The 22,628-nt window shown below is 61.7% G+C and carries 22 protein-coding genes; 20 read left to right on the top strand and 2 right to left on the bottom strand.

Annotated features, from left to right (window positions below):
* Nucleotides 1-94: 94 nt before the first annotated feature.
* The 17 genes from SJY08_RS02730 (at nucleotide 95) to SJY08_RS02650 (ending at nucleotide 16,218) form a co-directional block, all read left to right on the top strand.
* Nucleotides 95-1,942 (top strand): M3 family oligoendopeptidase, encoded by a 1,848-nt coding sequence (locus tag SJY08_RS02730; protein WP_377278453.1) that lies wholly within the window; start codon nucleotides 95-97, stop codon nucleotides 1,940-1,942.
* Between the two features lie 19 nt (nucleotides 1,943-1,961).
* Nucleotides 1,962-3,125: an aminodeoxychorismate synthase component I gene (locus SJY08_RS02725; RefSeq protein ID WP_377274634.1), complete on the top strand. Its 1,164-nt coding sequence runs from the start codon at nucleotides 1,962-1,964 to the stop codon at nucleotides 3,123-3,125.
* The gene (locus SJY08_RS02720; RefSeq protein ID WP_083229681.1) at nucleotides 3,110-3,730 is read left to right on the top strand and encodes an aminotransferase class IV family protein; all 621 of its coding nucleotides are present in this window, start codon (nucleotides 3,110-3,112) and stop codon (nucleotides 3,728-3,730) included. Before SJY08_RS02725 ends, SJY08_RS02720 begins: the two co-directional genes overlap by 16 nt.
* 8 nt (nucleotides 3,731-3,738) lie before the next feature.
* Nucleotides 3,739-4,023 (top strand): YciI family protein, encoded by a 285-nt coding sequence (locus SJY08_RS02715; RefSeq protein ID WP_377274633.1) that lies wholly within the window; start codon nucleotides 3,739-3,741, stop codon nucleotides 4,021-4,023.
* 56 nt (nucleotides 4,024-4,079) lie between these two features.
* Entirely contained in the window at nucleotides 4,080-4,262 is a 183-nt protein-coding gene (locus tag SJY08_RS02710; RefSeq protein WP_153762737.1) for a type II toxin-antitoxin system HicA family toxin, read from the top strand.
* A gap of 20 nt (nucleotides 4,263-4,282) precedes the next feature.
* Nucleotides 4,283-4,681: a type II toxin-antitoxin system HicB family antitoxin gene (locus SJY08_RS02705; RefSeq protein ID WP_377274632.1), complete on the top strand. Its 399-nt coding sequence runs from the start codon at nucleotides 4,283-4,285 to the stop codon at nucleotides 4,679-4,681.
* Nucleotides 4,678-5,547, top strand: a complete 870-nt coding sequence (locus SJY08_RS02700; RefSeq protein WP_377274631.1) for a DUF3445 domain-containing protein — start codon at nucleotides 4,678-4,680, stop codon at nucleotides 5,545-5,547. Before SJY08_RS02705 ends, SJY08_RS02700 begins: the two co-directional genes overlap by 4 nt.
* Nucleotides 5,548-5,683: 136 nt before the next feature.
* Nucleotides 5,684-7,126 carry a homospermidine synthase gene (locus SJY08_RS02695; RefSeq protein WP_153762739.1) on the top strand — a complete coding sequence of 481 codons (1,443 nt, stop codon included), beginning with the start codon at nucleotides 5,684-5,686 and terminating at the stop codon, nucleotides 7,124-7,126.
* A gap of 186 nt (nucleotides 7,127-7,312) precedes the next feature.
* Nucleotides 7,313-7,675 (top strand): outer membrane lipoprotein Omp10, encoded by a 363-nt coding sequence (gene omp10 / locus SJY08_RS02690; protein ID WP_054148231.1) that lies wholly within the window; start codon nucleotides 7,313-7,315, stop codon nucleotides 7,673-7,675.
* A 202-nt stretch (nucleotides 7,676-7,877) separates the two neighbouring features.
* Nucleotides 7,878-9,776, top strand: a complete 1,899-nt coding sequence (locus SJY08_RS02685; RefSeq protein ID WP_377274630.1) for a 5'-nucleotidase C-terminal domain-containing protein — start codon at nucleotides 7,878-7,880, stop codon at nucleotides 9,774-9,776.
* 121 nt (nucleotides 9,777-9,897) lie between these two features.
* On the top strand, nucleotides 9,898-10,932 hold the full coding sequence (gene hemH, locus SJY08_RS02680) for a ferrochelatase (RefSeq protein WP_054148229.1): 1,035 nt from the start codon (nucleotides 9,898-9,900) through the stop codon (nucleotides 10,930-10,932).
* Between the two features lie 410 nt (nucleotides 10,933-11,342).
* Complete coding sequence (locus SJY08_RS02675; protein WP_377274629.1) at nucleotides 11,343-11,951, top strand: hypothetical protein; 609 nt, start codon at nucleotides 11,343-11,345, stop codon at nucleotides 11,949-11,951.
* A gap of 79 nt (nucleotides 11,952-12,030) precedes the next feature.
* Nucleotides 12,031-13,992, top strand: a complete 1,962-nt coding sequence (locus SJY08_RS02670; RefSeq protein ID WP_377274628.1) for a methyl-accepting chemotaxis protein — start codon at nucleotides 12,031-12,033, stop codon at nucleotides 13,990-13,992.
* Between the two features lie 190 nt (nucleotides 13,993-14,182).
* Nucleotides 14,183-15,184 (top strand): SPFH domain-containing protein, encoded by a 1,002-nt coding sequence (locus SJY08_RS02665; RefSeq protein ID WP_153762742.1) that lies wholly within the window; start codon nucleotides 14,183-14,185, stop codon nucleotides 15,182-15,184.
* Between the two features lie 5 nt (nucleotides 15,185-15,189).
* Nucleotides 15,190-15,648, top strand: a complete 459-nt coding sequence (locus SJY08_RS02660) for an NfeD family protein (RefSeq protein WP_006726899.1) — start codon at nucleotides 15,190-15,192, stop codon at nucleotides 15,646-15,648.
* Between the two features lie 46 nt (nucleotides 15,649-15,694).
* A complete protein-coding gene (locus SJY08_RS02655) occupies nucleotides 15,695-15,931 on the top strand; it encodes a CopG family ribbon-helix-helix protein (RefSeq protein ID WP_054148226.1) in 237 nt (78 codons plus the stop codon).
* Between the two features lie 26 nt (nucleotides 15,932-15,957).
* The gene (locus tag SJY08_RS02650) at nucleotides 15,958-16,218 is read left to right on the top strand and encodes a type II toxin-antitoxin system RelE/ParE family toxin (RefSeq protein WP_377278451.1); all 261 of its coding nucleotides are present in this window, start codon (nucleotides 15,958-15,960) and stop codon (nucleotides 16,216-16,218) included.
* Between the two features lie 7 nt (nucleotides 16,219-16,225).
* Here the strand turns inward: SJY08_RS02650 and SJY08_RS02645 are convergent, their stop codons facing one another.
* Nucleotides 16,226-17,221, bottom strand: a complete 996-nt coding sequence (locus tag SJY08_RS02645; RefSeq protein WP_153762745.1) for an SIS domain-containing protein — start codon at nucleotides 17,219-17,221, stop codon at nucleotides 16,226-16,228.
* A gap of 154 nt (nucleotides 17,222-17,375) precedes the next feature.
* Here SJY08_RS02645 and SJY08_RS02640 point away from each other — a divergent pair, with 154 nt between their 5' ends.
* Nucleotides 17,376-18,911 carry an outer membrane beta-barrel protein gene (locus tag SJY08_RS02640; protein WP_377274627.1) on the top strand — a complete coding sequence of 512 codons (1,536 nt, stop codon included), beginning with the start codon at nucleotides 17,376-17,378 and terminating at the stop codon, nucleotides 18,909-18,911.
* A 22-nt stretch (nucleotides 18,912-18,933) separates the two neighbouring features.
* Here SJY08_RS02640 and galU read toward each other — a convergent pair whose 3' ends face one another.
* The gene (gene galU, locus SJY08_RS02635) at nucleotides 18,934-19,821 is read right to left on the bottom strand and encodes a UTP--glucose-1-phosphate uridylyltransferase GalU (RefSeq protein ID WP_054148222.1); all 888 of its coding nucleotides are present in this window, start codon (nucleotides 19,819-19,821) and stop codon (nucleotides 18,934-18,936) included.
* Nucleotides 19,822-20,076: 255 nt separating this feature from the next.
* On the opposite strand from galU, the gene SJY08_RS02630 reads away from it, so the two are divergent.
* Both SJY08_RS02630 and SJY08_RS02625 read left to right on the top strand, forming a co-directional pair.
* Nucleotides 20,077-21,228 carry a lytic murein transglycosylase gene (locus SJY08_RS02630; protein WP_377278449.1) on the top strand — a complete coding sequence of 384 codons (1,152 nt, stop codon included), beginning with the start codon at nucleotides 20,077-20,079 and terminating at the stop codon, nucleotides 21,226-21,228.
* Nucleotides 21,229-21,338: 110 nt separating this feature from the next.
* Complete coding sequence (locus SJY08_RS02625; RefSeq protein ID WP_377274626.1) at nucleotides 21,339-22,559, top strand: DUF459 domain-containing protein; 1,221 nt, start codon at nucleotides 21,339-21,341, stop codon at nucleotides 22,557-22,559.
* The last annotated feature ends 69 nt before the right edge of the window (nucleotides 22,560-22,628 follow it).

The following is a 22,628-nucleotide window of genomic DNA, read 5'->3' as shown; positions in this document are numbered from 1 at the left end:
TCAGGTCGCACCACTCCGACACACCCGGCTGCTTGCCCATCGGCGGGCGACTGACTACATCTCCGCAAAGAACGAGAGAAAGGACGTCACCATGATGATCGACCGCCGCCCCGCCTTAAGCCCCGTTACCCAGGCCTCCGCGAGCAGGGATCAAAACCTCGGCGACCTTCCCGTCTGGAAACTCGGCGACCTCTATCCCGGCCAGACCTCGCCGGAATTTCTCGGCGCCGTGGAAAAGGCCGGCGCCGATGCGCTTGCCTTTGAGACGAAGTGGAAGGGCAAACTCGCAGCGTCTCTCGAAACCGTTGGTGACGGCTCTCTGGCCGAAACGCTGCGCGAGATGGAGGCACTGGAAGACCTGCTCGGCCGGATCGCCTCCTATGCGGGCCTCACTTATTACTCCGACATGACCAATCCGGCGAACGGCAAGTTCTTCGGTGATATCCAGGCCACGCTGACGGACATGTCGTCACGCCTGCTTTTCTTCCCGCTGGAACTCAACCGCCTGCCCGACGACGCCGTCGACGCCGCCATGGACCGTGATCCCGCTCTCGCCCACTTCCGCCCCTGGATCGTCGACCTGCGCAAGGACAAGCCCTTCCAGCTCGATGACCGGATCGAGCAGCTCTTCCTTGAGAAGTCGCAGACGGGTGCCGCCGCCTTCAACCGCCTGTTCGACGAGACGCTGGCTTCGCTGCGCTTCAAGGTGGGCGAAGACGAGATGCCGCTGGAGCCGACGCTGACGCTTCTGCAGGATGCCGACCCGGCCAAGCGCAAGCTCGCCGCCGAAGCCCTGTCGAAGACCTTCAAGGACAATATCCGCATCTTCACCCTGGTGACCAACACGCTCGCCAAGGACAAGGACATCTCCGACCGCTGGCGCGGTTTCGACGACATCGCTGACAGCCGCCATCTCGCCAACCGCGTGGAACGCGAAGTGGTCGATGCGCTCGCTGAAGCCGTGCGCGAAGCCTATCCGCGCCTTTCGCATCGCTATTACAAGATGAAGGCAAAGTGGCTCGGCATGGACCAGATGAACTTCTGGGACCGTAATGCGCCGCTTGCCGAAACACCGGACCGCCTGATCTCCTGGGACGAGGCCAAGGACATGGTGCTCTCGGCCTATGGCGGCTTTGCGCCCGAAATGGCTGACATCGCCGGGCGCTTTTTCGACGGCGGCTGGATCGATGCCCCCGCCCGCCCCGGCAAGGCTCCGGGTGCATTTGCCCATCCGACGGTGCCTTCGGCTCACCCCTATGTTCTCGTCAACTACCTCGGCAAGCCGCGCGATGTCATGACGCTTGCCCATGAGCTTGGCCACGGCGTGCATCAGGTTCTGGCCGGCGGTCAGGGTGCCCTGATGTGCCAGACCCCGCTGACATTGGCTGAAACCGCGTCCGTTTTCGGCGAGATGTTGACCTTCCGCGCCCTCCTCGACAAGACGACGGACAAGCGCGAGAGGAAGGCCATGCTCGCCCAGAAGGTCGAGGACATGATCAATACGGTCGTCCGCCAGATCGCCTTCTACCAGTTCGAGCGCAAGATCCACACGGCTCGCAAGGAAGGTGAGTTGACGGCCGAAAAAATCGGCGAATTGTGGCTCTCCGTGCAGCAGGAAAGCCTTGGGCCGGCGATCAAGATCTCGGAAGGCTATGAGAACTGGTGGGCCTACATCCCCCACTTCATCCACTCGCCCTTCTACGTCTATGCCTATGCCTTCGGGGACTGCCTGGTGAACTCGCTCTATGCCGTCTACCAGAACGCCGACCAGGGATTCCAGGACAAGTATTTCGAGCTTCTGAAGGCCGGCGGCACCAAGCATCACTCCGAGTTTCTCGCCCCCTTCGGCCTCGACGCCACCGATCCGTCGTTCTGGGCCAAGGGACTGTCGATGATCGAGGGGCTGATCGACGAGCTGGAAGCGCTAGATAAGGCCGCCTGAACCGGAGCAGCCGACATCCATGCATGACCACGCGCCCTATGCGCTCTTCCGCGACGACCGCGCGGGGACAAGCCTCGTCTTTGCCGAACCGGAGACGCTCGTCGTCGCCCGGACGGCGGACGAGGTCGAACCGGCGCTTGCCCGACTGGAGGCAGCCCGGAAGGCCGGCAAGTGGCTGGCGGGGTACATATCCTATGAGGCGGGCTTCGTTTTCGAACCGAAGCTGCGTCCTCTGGTGGAAGACGGACGGGAAACCCCGCTCATCGCCATGGGGGTCTTCGCCGCCCCAGCACCGGCCGAACACCCGCTGGCTGAGGCGCCCTCGAACATCCCGAATGCGCCTCTCCTGACTGATCCCCGGGCCGGCTGGGATTTCGAAGCCTACAGCGCCCGCTTCGATCGCCTGCATCATCACTTGCGCAAGGGTGACTGCTATCAGGCAAACCTGACCATGCCGGTGGAAGCCCGCTGGGAGGGGGATCCCCGTGCCGCCTTCTGGTCGCTCGTCGGTCGCCAGCCCGTGTATTATGGCGCACTGATCGACTACGGCACCGGCCCTGTCATACTGTCCCGCTCGCCCGAACTCTTCTTCTCGGTCGACGAGGATGGCTGGATCGAAACCCGCCCGATGAAGGGTACGGCACCGCGCGGCGCAAGCCCCGAGGAGGACGAGGCAATCATCGAAGCGATGCTCGCCGACGAAAAGACCCAGGCCGAGAACCGGATGATCGTTGACCTTCTGCGCAACGATGTCTCCGTCATCACAGAGGTCGGCACCCTCTCGGTCCCCAAACTCTTCGCGATCGAGACCTATCCGACGGTCCACCAGATGGTGAGCTATGTGCGCGCCAAGCTCATGCCCGAAATCGGCCTGCCCGAGATCATGGCCGCCCTCTTCCCCTGCGGCTCGGTGACCGGCGCGCCGAAAATGTGGGCGATGCGCATCCTGCATGAACTCGAAGCCGGTCCGCGTGACGTCTATTGCGGCGCGATCGGTTGGTGCGACCCGGCAGGCCCCATGCGATTTTCAGTGGCAATCCGCACCATCTCCCTTTTCAACGGCGGACGCGCCGTCTTCAATGTCGGCGGCGGCATCGTCTTCGATTCGAAGGCCGAGGCGGAATACGAGGAATGCCTGCTGAAGGCGCGTTTTGCCCTGGGAGACCAATGGATTTCTCGCTGATCGAGACGATGCGGTGGCAGCCGGACGCAGGCTTTCTGCGGCTCGACCAGCATCTGCGTCGTCTGTCCCGGTCTGCCGATGCATTGGGTTTTCGGCAGCCGCAGGACGCGAAGGGCAAGCTGGAGAAGGCAGTCTCCGGCGATACATCACTGCGTGTGCGCCTCGTCATGACCTATCGCGGCAAGATGGAGGTGACGGCGACACCCTTCGAGCCGATCCCGGAGGAAACGGTCTGGCGCCTGAAGGTCGCCAAGACCCGTCTGCAGTCCGAAGACAGCCTCTTCCGCCACAAGACATCCCGCCGCGAGCCTTACGAGGCCGCGCGCGCCGAGTTTTCCAGGGATGAGGTCGACGAAGTGATCCTGCTCAACGAGCGTGGCGAGGTCTGTGAAGGCACGATCACCAACATTTTCGCCGAAGCCGCCGACGGCATGCTGCTCACCCCGCCGCTTGCCAGCGGCCTCCTGCCCGGCGTGTTGCGGGCCGAACTCATCCGGGAGCGCAAGGCGCGTGGCGAGGTGCTGAAACTCAACGACCTTCACCAGCGCAAGCTTTTCGTCGGCAATTCCCTGCGCGGCCTGATCCGCGCAGAACTCATTGATTAGGGCCACACATGTTCATTCTCTCCCTCACCTATGTAAAGCCCACCGAAGAGGCCGATCGTTTCATGGCCCCGCATATGGATTGGGTGAACGCCGGCTATGACAACGGCCTGTTTCTGGCGTCGGGGCGCAAGAACCCGCGCACCGGCGGCGTGATTTTGGCCAGAGGAGACCAGGCCGAGATCGAGGCTTATGTCGCGGCCGATCCCTTCAAGGTCGAGGGTGTGGCGATGTATGAAGTGACGGAGGTTGTGGTCACCCGGACGGCGGCGGGGCTGGAAGGGTTGAAGGGCTAGGTTAATCCCTTGAAGAAAAGAATTGATGCGCATATATTTGCGCATGGAGAAAGGTAATGGAGAAGGACTCGCGCAAGATCATCCAGCGCCTGAAGGCCGAGGGATATGAACTTGTTTCGGTGTCTGGCTCCCATCACAAGCTTCGGAAAGGTGGCAAGACGATCATCGTGCCCCATCCGAAGAAGGATCTCCCGCTTGGCACCGCCCGGGCGATTGCGAAACAGGCGGGCTGGATCTGAAGAGCAAGAGAAATCGGCATATGCGATACTACGTGGCTTTGGTCCATAAGGACCTGGAGAGTGCCTACGGCATCAGCTTCCCCGATTTGCCAACCGTATTCTCGGCAGCGGATCGCGATGAAGACCTTGTCATCAACGCAATCGAAGCCTTGAGGCTTTGGGCAGAGGATGAAGAGCTTCCGGTCCCCTCCTCTCATCAGGATATCGTCGAGCGTTCCGATGTTCGTGACGAATTGGCTGCCGGCGCATTCCTCATCCGCGTGCCCCTGATCGAAGAAGATACACGGACTGTCCGGGCGAACATCACGATGGAAGCAGGAACGCTGGCCGCAATCGACCAGGCAGCCAAGCAGCGAGGCCTCACCCGGTCGGCCTTCCTGGCAAGCTGCGCTCGCAAAGAGATCGAGCGCTCGGCGTGATCAAGGCGCGACCGAAACTCACCCACACACCATACGCCGGCCCGACGCGCCCCTTCACCATCGGCCTGTCCGCCCTCGCCCCGACCCGCTGGATCGAACCGGATGCCGACTGCGATCGCTACCTGAACGAAAAGCGCGCGCTGGCAGCGGCACGGCACGAGGACGTCTTCCGGGCGACCGAAGACAGTCTCCCCGCCCAGGAGGAATGTCTGGCAGCCCTCGTCGCCCATCTCAAGGCCCATCATCCGCAACACATGCATGCGCCCTCCCTGACCGACGAAACCCTCTCCCCGCTGCTCCGCGCCGGAATGCTCGTACAGGACGACCTGGTCATCATGATGAAGCGCGACGCCGGCTGGTCCATCGCGGCTGCTCATCTCTCCTTCCCATCCTCCTGGTCGCTTGCGGAAAAGTTCGATCGGCCAATGGAGGAGGTCCACGAGCATGTGCCGGGGTTCCAGGGCGGCACGCGCAACGCGGCCATGATCAACCGCATCTTCGACAATCTGGCGCCCGACCTGCCCGCCGAGCGTTTCAACTGGTCGGTCAACTGGAAGGAAAAGCTCTTTCACCCGGAAACCGGCCGCAACGACGACGCCCAACCGCATGAGGCCGTGGTACGCGTCGAGCGCCAAACGCTGACGAAACTGCCTGTGACAGGCGCTATCGTCTTCACGATCCGCATCTATCTGGATCCGGTCACAGCGTTCAGGAACCATCCTGACGGCAGAAGGCTCGGCGCCGCCCTGGCCGAGCAGTTGGAGGGCCTCGCCGGCGATCAGCTCCGATACAAGGGCCTCGACACCCAGCGTGACCGGCTCGTCGCCCACCTGCGGCAAGATACAGCACTCGAAAATCAGCGGTGAGGCCCCTCACCCCCATGCCCCTACCCTTTATTGTGTCAGATTTTTGTGATCTAGAACCGCCAGTATCGCTCCGGCCGCACAAGACAGGCCGGAAACATGGCCCAGGCACAACGACCGGGCCTCCAAGGAGACGGAAATGAGCGAAATGACCTACCCGGTTTATGGCGAGATCACCGGCCCGATCGTGATGATCGGTTTCGGCTCGATCGGCCGCGGCACCCTGCCGCTGATCGAACGCCACTTCAAGTTCGACAAGAGCCGGATGGTCGTCATCGATCCCCGAAATGATGAAGCCGACCTGCTTGCCAAGCATGGCATCAAGCACATCCAGGCGCATGTCACCAAGGACAACTACAAGAAGCTCCTGAAGCCGCTTCTGACCGAAGGCGAAGGCCAGGGCTTCTGCGTCAACCTGTCGGTCGACACCGGCTCGCTCGATCTGATGAAGCTCTGCCGCAAGCTCGACGTGCTCTACATCGATACGGTTGTCGAGCCCTGGCTCGGCTTCTACTTCGACAAGAACATGAAGAATTCCGAGCGCACCAACTATGCGCTGCGCGAAACCGTGCGCCAGGAAAAGGCGAAGAACCCGGGCGGCACGACGGCCGTGTCCACCTGCGGCGCAAACCCGGGCATGGTGTCCTGGTTCGTCAAGCAGGGCCTCGTCAACCTCGCCCATGAAATCGGCCTGAAATTCGAAGAGCCCGACCAGAACGATCGTGACGGCTGGGCCAAGTTGATGAAGAAGGTCGGCGTCAAGGGCGTGCACATCGCCGAACGCGATACCCAGCGCACCAAGAACCCGAAGCCGCTCAACGTCTTCTGGAACACATGGTCGGCCGAAGGCTTCATCTCGGAAGGTCTGCAGCCCTCCGAACTCGGCTGGGGCACCCATGAAAACTGGATGCCGAAGAACGCCAAGAAGCACAAGAAGGGCTGCAAGGCCGCGATCTATCTGGAGCAGCCGGGCGCCAACACCCGTGTCCGCACCTGGTGCCCGACGCCCGGCCCGCAATACGGCTTCCTCGTAACCCACAACGAGTCGATCTCGATCGCCGATTACTTCACCGTCGAGAAAGACGGCGAAGTCGTCTATCGTCCGACCTGCCACTATGCCTACCACCCGGCCAACGACGCCGTGCTTTCGCTGCACGAGATGTTCGGCAATGGCGGCACGCAGCAGCCTGTTCTGCACGTGCTGAACGAAGACGAACTGGTTGATGGCGTCGACGAGCTCGGTGTGCTGCTCTACGGCCACGAAAAGAACGCCTACTGGTTCGGTTCGCGCCTGTCGCTCGAAGAAACCCGCCGCATCGCGCCCTATCAGAACGCAACCGGTCTGCAGGTGACCTCGGCCGTGCTCGCCGGCATGGTCTGGGCGCTCGAGAACCCGAAGGCCGGCATCGTCGAAGCCGACGAGATGGACTACAAGCGCTGCCTGGAAGTGCAGTCGCCCTATCTCGGCCCGGTCGAAGGCCACTACACCGACTGGACGCCTCTTGATGGTCGCCCGGGCCTCTTCCCGGAAGACCTCGATGAAAAGGATCCGTGGCAGTTCCGGAACATCCTGGTCCGATAAACGGTTTCAGGCCAGAGCTTGGGGCCCGTCGCTCGCGGCGGGCCTTTCTCGTTGCAAGCAAGGACGGGATAACCCCGGCAATACAAGGCTTTCGCCTTGCTTTGGCCGAGGCTTCGCGGCATGTTCTCGATGACAACGCAAACGGTGGGCGGCCGGACCGAACCGCCGAGATGGTGGGAGACAAGAATGAAAATCAGATCCCTGGTGGCTGTAACGGCGATGAGCCTTGCCCTTTCGTCCTGCTATTCCAGCCCTCCCCGCCAGTTGCCGGCCGTTCAGCAGGGTCCGTCGATCGAAGGCGCCTGGGTTGATCCGAATGGCATCGCCTCGACCTTCCAGGGCGGCACCTTCACCACGCGGACGACCGATTCCAACCAGATCCTCGCATCCGGCACCTACACGCTGGTCAATGACCGCCTGGTCGAGATCAACATGACGTCTCTGGTTCGCAACACGCAGCAGAAGGTGAATTGCGCACTCGTCACGCCGACACAGCTGAACTGCACCTCCGACAGCGGCGCCCAGTTCTCGCTCGCCCGACGCGGCTGAGCCGGCGCCAGGACAGACTTATCGAGGAGCGGCCCAAGTGGCCGCTTCTTTCGTTTCTGGCCCCGCTAACATGCGGACATCAAGTGAATTTTGCTTGCCCTGTTCCGGTCTTGATGAAAACATCCGCCATCCGAATTCTGGCGCGTGACTGTCATCAATCCGTGCCAGACTTCCGGTGATCGATTGCAACAGGAGAGATAAGATGTTCAGACATTTGAAGATTGGCCTTTTCAGCGCCTCGGTGCTGGCCCTGACCGCCGGAACAGCTCTGGCCGATTTCGAACTCAATATCCTGCACATCAATGACCTGCATTCCCGCATCGAGGCCATCAGCAAATCCGATTCGACCTGCTCGGCAAAAGATGCGGCCGCCAACGAATGCTTCGGCGGGATCGCCCGCGTGAAGGCCGCCATCGATGCGCGCCGCGCAGAACTCACGGGCAAGAACGTGCTGACGCTCGACGCTGGCGACCAGTTCCAGGGCTCGCTCTTCTACACCACCTACAAGAGCGCGCCGATTGCCGACTTCATGAACGGCATCGGCTTCGACGCCATGGCCATCGGCAACCACGAATTCGATGACGGCCCGGAAGAACTGGCGAAGTTCATCGACGCGCTGAAATTCCCGATGATCTCCGGCAACACGCTGGCTGGCCTCAACTCTCCGGTCGCCGACAAGTTCAAGCCCTACATCGTCAAGGAATTCGGCGCGGAGAAGGTCGCGATTGTCTCGGTCCTCGCAACCGACACGGACGAGACCTCCTCGCCTGGCGACACCATCCTGTTTGCCGACGAGATCGGCTACCTGAAGGAAGCCGTGGCCGAAATCGAAGGCCAGGGCATCGACAAGATCGTGCTGCTCTCGCATGTCGGCTACGTCAAGGATCAGGAAATCGCGGCAGCCGTTGACGGCATCGACGTGATCGTCGGCGGCCACAGCCATACGCTTTTGTCCAATACCGACGAGAAGGCAGCGGGCCCCTACCCGACCCTGGTGAAGAACCCGTCCGGCGCGGATGTGCCGATCGTCCAGGCCTATGCCTATTCCAAGTATCTCGGCGACCTGACGGTCGTTTTTGATGACGCAGGCGTCGTCAAGACCGCGACTGGCGAACCGAAGCTGCTAGACGCCTCCGTGACCCCGGATGAAGGCTTCGTCGCCAAGGTGGCCGAACTCGGTGGCCCGATCGAGGAGTTGAAACTGAAGGAGATCGGCGAGAGCGCCGAAGCCATCGACGGCTCGCGTGAAACCTGCCGTGCAGTTGAATGCACCATGGGCAATCTGGTGGCGGACGCCATGGTCGATCGCCTCAGCGATCAGGGCATCACCATCGCCATCCAGAATGGCGGCGGTCTGCGCGCGTCGATCGACGCCGGCACCGTCACCATGGGCGAGGTCCTGACGGTGCTTCCCTTCCAGAACACGCTTGCCTCCTTCCAGCTCAAGGGCTCCGACATCGTGGCCGCCCTCGAGAACGGCGTGAGCCAGGTCGAGGAAGCGGCCGGCCGTTTCCCGCAGGTATCCGGTCTGAAATACACCGCCGACCTGACCAAGCCGGCCGGCAGCCGCATCTCCTCCGTCGAGGTCAAGGAAGGTGACGCCTTCGTCGCCATTGACCCCGAGAAGGTCTACGGCGTGGCCACCAACAACTATATGCGCACCGGTGGTGATGGCTATGGCGTGTTCGAGAGCGGCGGACAGAACGCCTACGATTTCGGCCCGGGCCTCGAAACTGTCGTGGCCGACTACATCGCCAAGAACAGCCCCTACAGGCCTTACACCGACGGTCGCATCACCGTGATCTCCGCGACGGCACCGCCGGCAGGCGACACGACCACGCCGGCAACCGAAGCGCCCGCTCAGGCTCCGGCAGCAACCGAGGCTCCGGCTGCCGCAGAAGCTCCGGCGGCAACCGCCGCGGATGCGGCCATGGCGACTGCCGAAACCGTCTACAAGGTGGTTGCCGGCGACAGCCTCTGGAAGATCGCCGAGGCCACCTATGGTGACGGCATGATGTGGAGCAAGATCGCCGAGGCGAACACGCTGCGCAATCCGAACGTGCTCTCGATCGGCCGGGAATTGCAGCTTCCGCCGAAGTAAGACCGTTTGACGCATGACAAAAGCCGGTCCGGGCTTCCCCGGGCCGGCTTTTGCTTTTATCAGATGATCTCAACTGGCCTTCGCCACGTATCGGTCGAGATCTCATCACCAGGATATCAAGATGAATGTAATGCCTGCCCATTGGCCCTCCGACCATCCGCCCGTCAATTTCGGCAAGGTCGGCGTCCTCCTCGTCAACCTTGGAACGCCCGATGGCACGGACTACAAGTCCATGCGCCGCTATCTCGAGGAATTCCTGACGGATAAGCGCGTCATCGAGTGGTCACGGTGGTTCTGGTACCCCATTCTGTACGGGATTGTTCTCAACCGACGCCCGCAGAAGGTCGGCAAGGCCTATGAAGAGATCTGGAACAAGGATCTCGACGAAAGCTACCTGCGCACCTACACCCGCAGCCAGGCGGAAAAGCTCGCGGTTGCCTTGAAGGATCTGCCGAACGTGCATGTCGATTGGGCCATGCGCTACGGCCAGCCGGCGATCCAGGCGAAGATGAACGAGATGCAGAAGGCGGGTTGCGAGAAGATTCTCGTCTATCCGCTCTACCCACACTATGCGGCGGCAACCACGGCGACCGTCAACGATGAAGCCTTCAAGGCGCTGTTGAAGATGCGCTGGCAGCCGGCTTTGCGCACCGTGCCGCAATATGCCGATGATCCGGTCTACATTGCCGCCCTTGCCAACTCCATCAACCAGCATCTGGCGACCCTCGACTGGGAGCCTGAACTGGTGATCACCTCCTATCACGGCATTCCGAAGTCCTACTTCATGAAGGGCGACCCCTATCACTGCCAGTGTCACAAGACGACGCGTCTCTTGCGCGAGCATCTCGGCTGGGAGAAGGAAAAGCTGATGGTGACCTTCCAGTCGCGTTTCGGGCCCGAGGAATGGCTGCAGCCCTATACCGACAAGACGGTCGAAAAGCTGGCCCAGGAAGGCGTCAAGCGCATCGCCATCATGAACCCGGGCTTCGTCTCCGACTGTTTGGAAACACTGGAGGAAATCGCCGGTGAAGCCGGCGAGGACTTCCTGCACAATGGCGGCGAGAAGTTCACCCACATTCCCTGCCTCAACGACAGCGACGACGGCATGCGCGTGATCGAGAACGTCGTCCGCCGCGAGCTCCAGGGCTGGGCCTGAAGCTCAATAGGCTAAGCTACATGCAACATGACCAAGGGACTGCCGGAAGGCGGTCCTTTTTTCATTTATATCAATGTCACTTCGCGTCGCACCGTGCCTTCCGGAGGGGCATTTGAGCTACGGTAGCGGTACAACCGAGACGGCGAACACGCATGGCGAGCTAATGAGAAAAAGCCCAATCTTCGGTACATATGCCCAGCTTTAACGCATCTTTTCATTTGCTTAGCGTGTCGGGCTCCGAAACAACACAACCGAAAAGACAACCTCAAGCTGCCCACAAGCGCAAATCCGAGACGGAAAAGCCTACTTAAATCATTGGATTTAATTACAATTCTAGATAGGCAATTTCTTATATTAATGGTCCGTTTAGTAATGATCCCTAGAATTAGGGGGAGTTGAAGGAGACCATCATGAAATTCGTCACGACAGCATTGGCATCGACGTTCATCGTAGCGTCACTCGCCACTGCCCATGCAGAACCGGCCCAGCCTGATATCGCCAAGCTCGTCTCGCCCGAGCTCATCAAGCAGATCCAGGAATTCGTGTCCACCGAGATTGTCACCGTATCGGTCGAGGCACAGAACGCTCGGCTCACAGACCTGTCCCAGGACAAGATCGACGAGCTGGACAATCAATGGAAGGCCGAGCGCGAGGCAGCCGACAAGCCGCTGATCGCCGCGACGCTCTCCAGCCCGCTCTCCGTCTATCTCGCCCGCATTCAGGGTAAATCGCTCGGCCTCTATCCGGAAATCTTCGTGATGGACAAGAACGGCCTGAATGTCGGCCAGAGCTCGATCACCAGCGACTTCTGGCAGGGCGACGAGGCGAAGTTCCAAAAGACCTATGACGTCTCGGAGGACGCGATCTTCATCGATGAAGCCGAGTGGGACGACGACATGAAGATCTGGCGAAACCAGGTGAGCCTGACGCTGGTCGATAGCGCCAAGAAGAAGATTGGTGCCGTTACCGTCGAACTCAACCTGACGGAACTTGAGCGCCGGGCGCTGGCCGGCAGCTGATCCGTCGACACGACCCCATGATGGCGGCCGTCCTGTAAACCATGATTCAATTCGACCCCGACCGGGACAGGATTTTACTATGCTCAAGAATCTATCCGTAAGCGCCAAAGGCTTTCTCGCTTTCGGACTCCTCGCCGCCATCGCGATCGCAGCCTCGACCTTCATGCACAATCGCACCATTATGGCCCGTGAACAGGTCGCGGAAACCACGACGATGAATCGCGCCGTTGCGGTGATCGACGAATTCGCCGCCGATCTCTATGTCGCGGACCTCAAGCTGAAGACCTTCCTGTTGACCGGCAACCGCGACTACGCAGCTGGCGCAGAAGAGATTGCTGCGGAAATGAGCGCGGACCGTCCCAACATCGAAGCAATGCTATCGGCATCGGCACCGGAAGAACTTACGAAGTTCAGAGACGCGGTGGTCGACTTCGACGCGTGGAAGACAAACTTCATGGACCGCCAGATCCTCTTGATGCGCGCCCCGGAAACGGTTGAACTTGCCCGCGCCATCGAAGTAACTGGTGAAGGAGAGGCTCTAGTCCAGGCCTTCGAGGTGCGAATCCGCGAGATCAAGTCTTCTCTCTCGGCGCGTGCCGTCACCGCTGGTGAAAACCAGACCGCAGCCCTCTCGCTTGTGGAAACGGTCAGCCTCGCCGCTTCGATCATCGTCGGCATCGCTGCTGCTCTCCTCGGCTTCCTGAACTTCCAACTTGTTTCCCGTCCGCTCGGCAAGCTCGCCGACAACACGACGCGCCTCGCAAACGGCGACCTCGACGTCACGATCGATCAGGGTGGCAAGGACGAAATCGGGCGCCTGGCCGCTGCGATGCAGATCTTCCGTGAGGCAGCCATCGCCAACAAGCGGCTCGAAGCCGAGGCCGACGGTAACCGTCGTCAGGCAGAGGCCGATCGCATCGCGACACAGCAGCGTGCCGAAGCTGAAGCCGCCGAACGTCTGCGCATTGCCACGTCCGGCCTGGCTGCCGGTCTGAAGCGCCTCGCCGCCGGCGATCTCGCATTCCAGATCAACGAAGCCTTCGCCCCTGATTTTGAGGCACTCCGCCACGACTTCAACCAGTCTATCCGCCAGCTGAACCAGACCATGGCCTCGATCAACAACAGCGTCGCGACCATGGAGACCGGCACCCGCGAGATCGCCTCGGGGACCGATCACCTGTCGAAGCGCACCGAGCAGCAGGCCGCCGCCCTTGAGCAGACGGCAGCCGCAGTCGAAGAGATTACCGCCAACGTCGTCAACTCGACCAAGCGGACTGAAGAGGCCCGCGGCGTGGCAGCCCATGCCAACACCTCCGCCAACCAGTCGTCGGAAGTCGTTTCCCGCGCCGAAGAAGCCATGCGTCGGATTGAAAACTCCTCGCAGCAGATCTCGAACATCATCGGCGTCATCGACGAAATCGCCTTCCAGACCAACCTGCTCGCCCTGAATGCTGGCGTCGAGGCAGCGCGTGCCGGTGAAGCCGGCAAGGGCTTTGCAGTCGTCGCCCAGGAAGTTCGCGAGCTCGCCCAGCGTTCTGCCAATGCTGCGAAGGAGATCAAGGCTCTCATCCAGAACTCCTCGACCGAGGTTGCTGGCGGCGTGGATCTCGTCCGCAAGACCGGCGAAGCGCTGCGCACCATCGGCGGCTTCATCACCGAGATGAACACCCACATGGATGCGATTGCCCTTTCCGCCAAGGAACAGGCGACCGGCCTTTCGGAAGTCAACCATGCGGTCAACTCGATGGACCAGACGACCCAGCAGAACGCCGCCATGGTCGAGGAATCCAACGCTGCCTCCGGCGCGCTTGCGAGCGAAGCCGCAAAGCTCCGCGAACTGATCTCGCACTTCAGCATCGACGGCGTCCAGCAAACCCAGGCATCGGCGCTGCGCGAAACGGCCCGTACGATGGCACAACCCACGGCATCGCCCAGCCGCGCTCCTGCACCGCGTGCGGCAGAGCCTGCCCGGCGCGCCGCCCCGGCGCCACGCAGCCACGGCAACGCGGCAGTGGCCCAGGACAACTGGGAAGAGTTTTAAGCTCAGGTCGATCAGCCTGAAAACCGAGGCGGCGGGAGAAATCCCGCCGCTATTCTTTTTCGTGTAGCCCACTAGTCCGAATCGCAAACGCACGCCGTGTGTGACCGCGATCCCTTGCATTTACCCTGTCACGCCACGATGTTAGACCAAAGGGGCGCAATTTCCGTTTGCGCCAATGCTGGAGGAATTCATGCCCGTTACCGGTCCGGACATCGTCGTCATCGCACTCGTACTGCTTGTGATCCTGGTCCTCTTTGCCGGCATCAAGACCGTACCGCAGGGCTTCCGCTACACGATCGAGCGTTTCGGCCGCTACACGCGCACGCTGGAGCCGGGCCTTAACCTGATCATCCCGTTCTTCGAGCGGATCGGCGCGAAGATGAACGTCATGGAGCAGGTACTCGATGTGCCGACCCAGGAAGTCATCACCAAGGACAACGCCTCGGTTTCTGCCGATGCTGTCGCCTTCTATCAGGTGCTGAACGCTGCAGAAGCCGCCTATCAGGTCTCGAACCTCGAAAATGCCATCCTGAACCTGACGATGACCAATATCCGCTCGGTCATGGGCTCGATGGATCTCGATGAACTGCTTTCCAACCGCGAGGTCATCAACGACCGCCTGCTGCGCGTCGTCGACGAGGCCGTCCGCCCCTGGGGCATCAAGGTCACGCGCGTCGAGATCAAGGATATCCAGCCGCCGGCCGACCTGGTGGACGCCATGGGCCGCCAGATGAAGGCCGAGCGCGAGAAGCGCGCCCAGGTCCTGGAAGCCGAAGGCTTCCGCAATGCCCAGATCCTGAGGGCCGAAGGCGCCAAGCAGGCCGCCATCCTTCAGGCCGAAGGCGAGCGTGAGGCAGCCTACCGCGAGGCCGAGGCCCGTGAGCGTCTGGCGGAAGCCGAAGCCAAGGCCACCCGCCTCGTCTCGGAAGCGATCGCCGCCGGCGACGTCAACGCCATCAATTACTTCGTCGCCCAGAAATACACAGAAGCAATGGCCGCGATCGGCACCTCCAGCAATTCCAAGGTGGTTCTGATGCCGATGGAAGCGACGTCGCTGATCGGTTCGCTCGGCGGCATCGGCGCGATTGCCCGCGAGGTCTTCGGCGACGACAAGCGCCCTGCACCACCGCGCCCGACCGCCGCGCCGCGCACCACGCCGCCGATCAGTTCCTTCAACCCGAACGGCGAGTGATCGCCATGCTGGCGCGGATCATCGCCGAACTCGGCCCCTGGAGCTGGTGGGTCCTCGGCATGCTGCTGCTTGCGGCCGAACTGGTCATGCCCGGCGTCTTCCTGGTCTGGATCGGCCTCGGCGCCATCCTGACAGGTGTGCTGTCGCTGCTGCTTTGGGATGCGGGCTTCTGGTCGTGGCAAATCCAGTCGCTGGTCTTTGCGGCAAGCGCCGTCGCCTTCACGCTTGCCGGTCGCCGTCTCTTCACCCGCCTCGAGACGTCGAGCGACGAACCACTCCTCAATCAGCGTGGCGCAAGCCTCGTCGGCCGCACCGCCGTGCTCGCCGAGCCCATCCGCGAGGGCCGCGGCCGTATCCGGCTGGACGACACCTTCTGGCTGGTCTCCGGCCCGGACCTGCCCGGCGGCGCCCGTGTGCGGATCGTCTCAAGCGATGGTCGCGATCTGACAGTGGAAGAGGCTTGAGTCGGGCCACGCTTGAATGCGCGGCAAAGCATGGCATAGTGGGTCCATGACAATCGAACTCGACATCACGCCGGATCTCGCAGCCAGGATCGATGCGCTTGCCGCGCGCGCGGGCGTATCGCGTTCCAGGATCATCCAGGATGCCCTGGAGCAGGGTCACTCGATTGCCTGGCAGGAGCACTTCATCGGCAAAGTTAAGGCTGCAATCGAAGCAGCCGATCGGGGTGACTTCGCGTCTGAGGCGGAAATAGACCGGGTATTGAACAAGTATCGGCCCGGCTAATGCTGGTGGTCTGAACACTTCCAGCGATCCAAGATCTGGAAGCGATCCAGGATTACATTGCAGACAGGCGACCAGCGGCAGCGACACGTCTGGCCAAAAGGATCTTCGATCAAACGAAGGCGCTATTGGCTAAAAATTCGAACGTCGGCCGCCTAGGCAGGGTGAGCGGCACGCGGGAACTCGTGGTTTCCCGCACACCCTACATCGTCGTTTACAGAGTGGGCGCGCGCGTGGAAATCCTGGCGATCATTCATGGCGCACGAGATTGGCCTGAGAGCTTCTCTTGAGGCCCGCTTAGGCGACACCGATCCTGAGCAGATCGTGGAAGTGAATGAGGCCGACGGGCGTGTTCTCGTCATCGACGACGATCAGCGCACCTATGCCATGTTTGTTGATCATCGCCGCGGCGGTCGTCGCGAGGGCGTCGCCCTTGATGACCTTCGGATTGCGGGTCATCACATCATCGACGTCAAGGATAGACAGATCCCGGGCGAGATTACGCGCCATGTCGCCTTCCGTCACGATGCCGCAGAGCTTGCCGGCGTCGTCCACGATGCCCACACAGCCAAAATGCTTGTGAGACAGGGTCTTGACCGCCTCGGGCATGGGCGTACCGAGCGCCACCAGCGGCAGGCGCTCGCCGGTATGCATGATGTCGCGCACATGGGTGAGCGCCGCACCGAGCTTGCCGCCTGGATGGAAGGTACGGAAGTCCGACGGCGAGAACCCGCGGGCTTCAAGAAGGGCAATCGCAATCGCATCGCCGATGGCAAGCTGCAGCACAGCCGAGGTCGTCGGCGCGAGCCCGTGCGGGCAGGCCTCCTGAACCTTCGGCATCAACAGCACGACATCGGCATTGCGGGCGAGCGTGGAATTTTCACCCGCCGTAATGGCGATCAGCGGGATCGAGAAACGGCGCGAGAAGCTCAGAATGCCCTGAAGTTCCGTCGTTTCGCCCCCCCAGGAGATCGCCAGGATCGCATCATCCTGCGCGATCATACCGAGATCGCCGTGATTGGCTTCCGATGGGTGGACAAAGAAGGCCGGCGTGCCGGTCGAGGCAAAGGTGGCGGCAATCTTCGAACCGATATGCCCGCTCTTGCCGACCCCGGTGACAATTACGCGACCGCCGATCCCGCCGATCGTCTTCACCGCATTGCAAAAGGGTGCGGCCAAGGGCCCGGCCAAGGCCTCTTCGAGGACACGAAGCCCCTCCCGCTCGGTCGAGATGACGCGAAGAGCGGATTCGGTGGCACTGGCTTCAACGAGATTGACTGCGCGCTTGATCATGTCGTCCCATACTGCGTTTGTCGGCTGCTGTAAATTCTCGTGGTGCATGCCGCGTCTTCGGCAACGCCTGTCTGATCGCCATTCACCGGCGAAACCAAACATTAACCACCAGGCTTTACGATTGGGTAAGCATTACAGATCGCCGGGCGCAAGCATGACTTCAGTCGAAAATCGGGACACGCGCGGCGCACGCCGCCTGGGACTGCGCGCTTTTGCCGGCGCACTCGCGCTGTCGGCACTTGTGCACCCGTCATTGGTCGCAGCCCAAGAGACCCGCCCCACGCCGCAATCCTCGACAGGCGCTGCGACAAGCGGCACGCAGACGCGGGGAATCGGCCCGGAAGGCATCGCGACTCGCGCGGGCGAAACGTCGACATCGGCACCTGCCGTGGCGACCGATCCGACCACGACGGCCACGATTGCCCCGAACACATTCCCGGTGGACCCGCTTTCAGATCCCGATGCCCTGCCGGTGGACGACGACATTGGACGCCAGAACCTGCGCGAGACCAGGCTAGACGACCCGACCGCTGCCCGCATTCGCCGCGACGCCCTGGACGCCGAAGACGGCACCGGCATTCGCCTTGGCAGCATGATCCTTCGGCCGTCGATCAGCCAGAAACTGGGCACCGAGCGGGAGAAGTCCGGCGACGTCAAAACCAACCGCACATTCTCGGAAACCGGACTGAAGGGTACTTTGACCTCGGACTGGTCGAGACATGAGCTGAATGTCGGAGCCGAAGGCGCATGGCAGGAAACGCTGTCGGGCACGGACAACGACAAGCCTCGCGCCAATATCGATGCGCGCCTGCGTCTCGATCTCGCCGACGACACCATCGCGACGCTTTCCGGGTCTTACAATTTCAGCCGCGAGGATAGCGACGACCCGAACGCCGTATCCGGCGCCCGGGTCCAGTCGGGTGTCAACCAGTTCGGGACTGGCCTGTCGGTCGAACGCGACTTCGGTGTGATCCGCGGCTCGATCGCCGGCGATTTCACCCGCTTTCAATATTCGGATGCCAAGCTGTCCAATGGCAGCATCCTCGAACGCAGCGATCGCGATCGCAATCGCTATACGCTCAGCAGCCGCCTCGGATACGAGATCTCGCCTGCCCTCACCCCCTTCATCGAAGGCACGATTGGGCGGATCGACTATGACGAAGCCGTCGATTCGTCCGGATACCGGCGCTCGGCGGATCTCTATGGCGCCAAGGCCGGGGTGGCCGTCGATCTGGGAGAGAAGCTGCGCGGCGAAATCGCCCTCGGCTACGAACATCAGACTTTCGAGGACGCGCGTCTGGCAGAACTGTCAGCGATGACGGTGGATGGCAACATCTTCTGGTCGCCGCAGGACGGCACCAGCATCGATCTCTCGCTCGACACCAGCATCGATCCATCGACCACGGCCGGTGTCAACGGCGCAACGATCCACCGCGTCACCGCTGCGCTGTCCCACGACCTGCGCACGAACCTCGTCGCACGCCTGACGGGCGGAACAACCTTCACGAACTACGACGGAAATGCGAGTGCGAGCGATACGACCGCTTATCTCGCGGGCGCCGGCCTGACCTGGAAGGTCAATCGCTATCTCGATGCGACGGCAGATCTCGCTTACGAGCGGACGAACTACAAGACCGGCACCGACAACAGCACGGTGACGGCATTGGTAGGCCTGACCGCCAAGCGCTGAGCCCGGCGGTCAGGGTTTCAATTCACTTCAGCGCGGCGAGCAGCGCCTTCAACTGGTCCTCGATGGCTGGACGAATGTCGGCGCGCTCGATGGCAAAGGCGACATTGGCCAGGATGAAGCCGTCCTTGGAACCGCAGTCGAAGGTCTGGCCCTTGAAGTGGTAACCGGCAAACGGCTGGTCATTGGCGAGCTTCAGCATGCCGTCGGTCAACTGGATCTCGTTGCCGGCGCCACGCTCCTGGGTCGACAGGATCTCGAAGATCTCAGGCTGCAGGATGTAGCGGCCGTTGATGAAGAAGTTGGAAGGTGCCGTGCCCTTGGCAGGCTTCTCGACCATTTGCGTGATCTTGAAGCCGCCTTCGAGCGCGTCACCGACGCCAACGATGCCGTATTTGTGGGCCTGATCCGGCGCACATTCCTCGACCGCCACAATGTTGCCGCCGGTCTTTTCATAAAGTTCGACCATGCCCTTGAGGCAGGCCTTTTCGCCGCGCATAATCATGTCAGGCAGGAGAAGGGCGAAAGGTTCATGCCCCACGATGTCACGAGCACACCAGACGGCATGTCCGAGACCCAGTGGCTCCTGTTGCCGCGTGAAGCTGGTCTGACCCGCTGTCGGCTGCAGTTCGTCGAGCATTGAAAGTTCGGCGTTCTTGTTGCGGGCCTTGAGGGTCTGTTCAAGTTCGAACTGGATGTCGAAATAGTCCTCGATGACCGCCTTGCCGCGGCCGGTCACGAAAACGAAGTGCTCGATCCCGGCTTCGATGGCCTCGTCAACCACATACTGGATGACAGGCTTGTCGACGACGGTGAGCATTTCTTTCGGGACCGCCTTGGTGGCGGGGAGAAAACGCGTACCGAGACCGGCCACGGGAAAAACGGCTTTACGGAGCTTTTTAGTCTGAACCACTCATTCCTCCTCGAGGATCTAAATCGATTAACGTCTTCATAACGCAGTCACGCCCAGTAACATACAATTGCTTCAAAATGGCAAAGACAAAGCTTGGGCGGACAACATGGTAAAGGGTTTGTTGACTGAACAGCATTAACCTGTGGTGAACAGCCTTGTTCCGGCTGCCAACACGAGAATGCACGGGAGATGCCCATGAAAAGACACCGCCCCAGCCTGCTCGGCGCCATTGCCCTGACGCTGACGACAGCGCTCATGCCCATGGAAGCCTTCGCGGACGCCGGTTTCCAGAAGTGGATCCGCGACTTTTATCCTGTCGCCGCCAAGGCCGGCATCACGGAGCGGACCTATCGCCAGGCGTTCAACGGCGTGACCGAGCCAGACCAGTTCGTGCTGGAAAAGGCGGCCTATCAGCCGGAGTTCAAGCACCAGATCTGGGATTACCTCGACAGCCGCGTGAACCCGTACACGGTCAAGGTCGGTCAGGAGATGCTGGCCAAGCACGGGCGCCTGCTGACAGCCTTGGAAAACCACTTCGGCGTCGACAAGCACGTGCTGCTTGCGATCTGGTCGATGGAATCGAATTATGGCGCGGCTCTTGAGCGTCCGGACCGCCTGCACAATGTGCCGCGTTCGCTGGCCACGCTTGCCTATGCCGACCGCAAGCGCGCAAAGTTTGCCCGCACACAGCTGATTGCCGCGCTCAAGATGCTGCAGAACGGCGACGTGACCAACAAGAACCTGATGGGCTCCTGGGCCGGCGCCATGGGCCACACCCAGTTCATTCCGACAAGCTACCTGCTTTACGGCATCGACGCCGACGGCAACGGCGACAAGGACATCTGGCATTCGATTCCCGATGCACTCGCCACCGCCGCCAATCTGCTTGCCAAGAATGACTGGCAGACCGGCCGCACCTGGGGCTACGAGATCGCCGTCCCGAGAGGGGGCAACAAATATGCCGGCCAGACCAAGACGGTGGCCCAGTGGCAGGCGCTGGGCTTCGCCCGTCCATCCGGCAAGGGTTTCAGGAACGGCAGCGAACGCGCAGAGCTCAAGATGCTCGGTGGCGCCAACGGCCCGGGCTTCCTGATGACCAAGAACTTCTTCGTCATCAAGCGCTACAATGCCGCTGACAGCTACGCCCTGGGCGTTGGCCTGCTGGCGGACGAGATTGCCGGCTATGGCGGCATGCAGCAGCGCTGGCCGCGCCCCGACGGTTCGCTCGACGTCAAGGAAAAGTTCGAGCTCCAGACCCGTCTTCAGGCGCTTGGCTATTACGATGGCAAGATCGACGGCAATTTCGGCTCAGGCTCGAAGGCGGCTATCACCGCCATCCAGCAGCGGCTCGGCATGTCCGTGGACGGCCAGCCGTCACGCGTCCTGCTCGACAAGCTGCGTAACTGATACGGGTCCGCAGCAAGCGCACCTGTTGACTTGGCATCCGCCGCGCTCCAGAAACAAGAGAGCGCGGCGGATGCATTTTGAGCCTGCCGCCTTCGCCCATGGAGTGTGACTTGACGAGCCCGCGCGGAACCTTCGCCCGCCTCATGACGCTCGGTCTGGCGCTGACAGTCGTCGCGACCGCATTCATCACCACGTCTGCCGAAGCCCAGCAGCCGGAACGCCGCCGCACTCTCCTCGACCTGCTCTTCGGCGAACGCCAGCCGACCTATGTCCCGCCACAGAACGTCCAGCGGCCGCGGGAAACCAATACCCGCAAGAAGACCAGTGGCAGCGTGACCACGATCAACACCCGGCCGCAATCCACCCGCGCGGTCGCAGCACCCCCGCCGCCGCCAAAGCTCGACAATGCAAAGACGGTCCTCGTCCTCGGAGACTTCGTTGCAAGCGCACTCGGCGACGGTTTGAAGACCGCCTTCGAGGACTCACCCGGCGTCGTTGTAGAGAACCGCGCCAATGGATCCTCCGGCTTGGTGCGTGATGATTTCTACGATTGGCCGGGCCAGTTGCCAGCACTCGTCGGCGATCTCAAACCGAGCGTCGTGGTCATCCAGATCGGCGCCAACGACCGCCAGCAACTGGTAACCCCGACCGGCCGCCTCGACTTCCGGACCGATCCCTGGTTCACCGCCTATGGCGACCGGGTCGCGCGCCTGGCGAGCGTCGCTGCGGAAACGCGTGTCCCGATCATCTGGGTCGGGCTGCCGGCCTTCCGCCCGCAAAACATGACTGCGGACGCCCTGCGCCTCAACACCATCTATCGATCGAGCATCGAGAAGGTGAACGGCGAATTCGTCGATATCTGGGAAGGATTCGTCGACCAGGAAGGGCGCTTCATCGTTACCGGCTCCGACATCAATGGCCAGCCGGTCCGCCTGCGCGGCAATGACGGCATCGGCTTTACCGGCCCCGGCAAACGCAAGCTCGCTTTTTATGTCGAAAAATCCGTACGTCGCTATCTCGGCGACATGACGAGCCCGGATCTCGTCCGCCTCGACGCCAGCAATCTGCCCGAGCTGGTGACCCTGTCGCCATCGGAGAACAAGGCGATCGTCACCACCCCGCCGATCGATCTGTTCGACCCTGAGCTCGACGGCGCCGACGAACTGCTGGGCGGAACCGTGCCGGCCTCCTCGACCTTCCCGACACCGCGCGACCAGCTCGTCCAGAACGGTCGCCTGCCGGATCCCCCGGCCGGGCGGGTGGACTATGTGAAGCGGCCAGCTGAGTCGACAGCTTCAGCCTCCCCCACACCGGTCATTGCGACACCCTGATCCCGTCATCCAACGCAAAAGGGGCCGCTCGAAAGCGGCCCCTTTTTTAAACTATCTCGACTTTGCCGA

The sequence above is a fragment of the Rhizobium sp. R86522 genome (genome assembly GCF_042466255.1).
Classification (GTDB): domain Bacteria; phylum Pseudomonadota; class Alphaproteobacteria; order Rhizobiales; family Rhizobiaceae; genus Allorhizobium.
The sequence above is the reverse complement of the archived record's forward strand: the minus strand, read 5'-3'. Positions and strand labels throughout refer to the sequence as shown.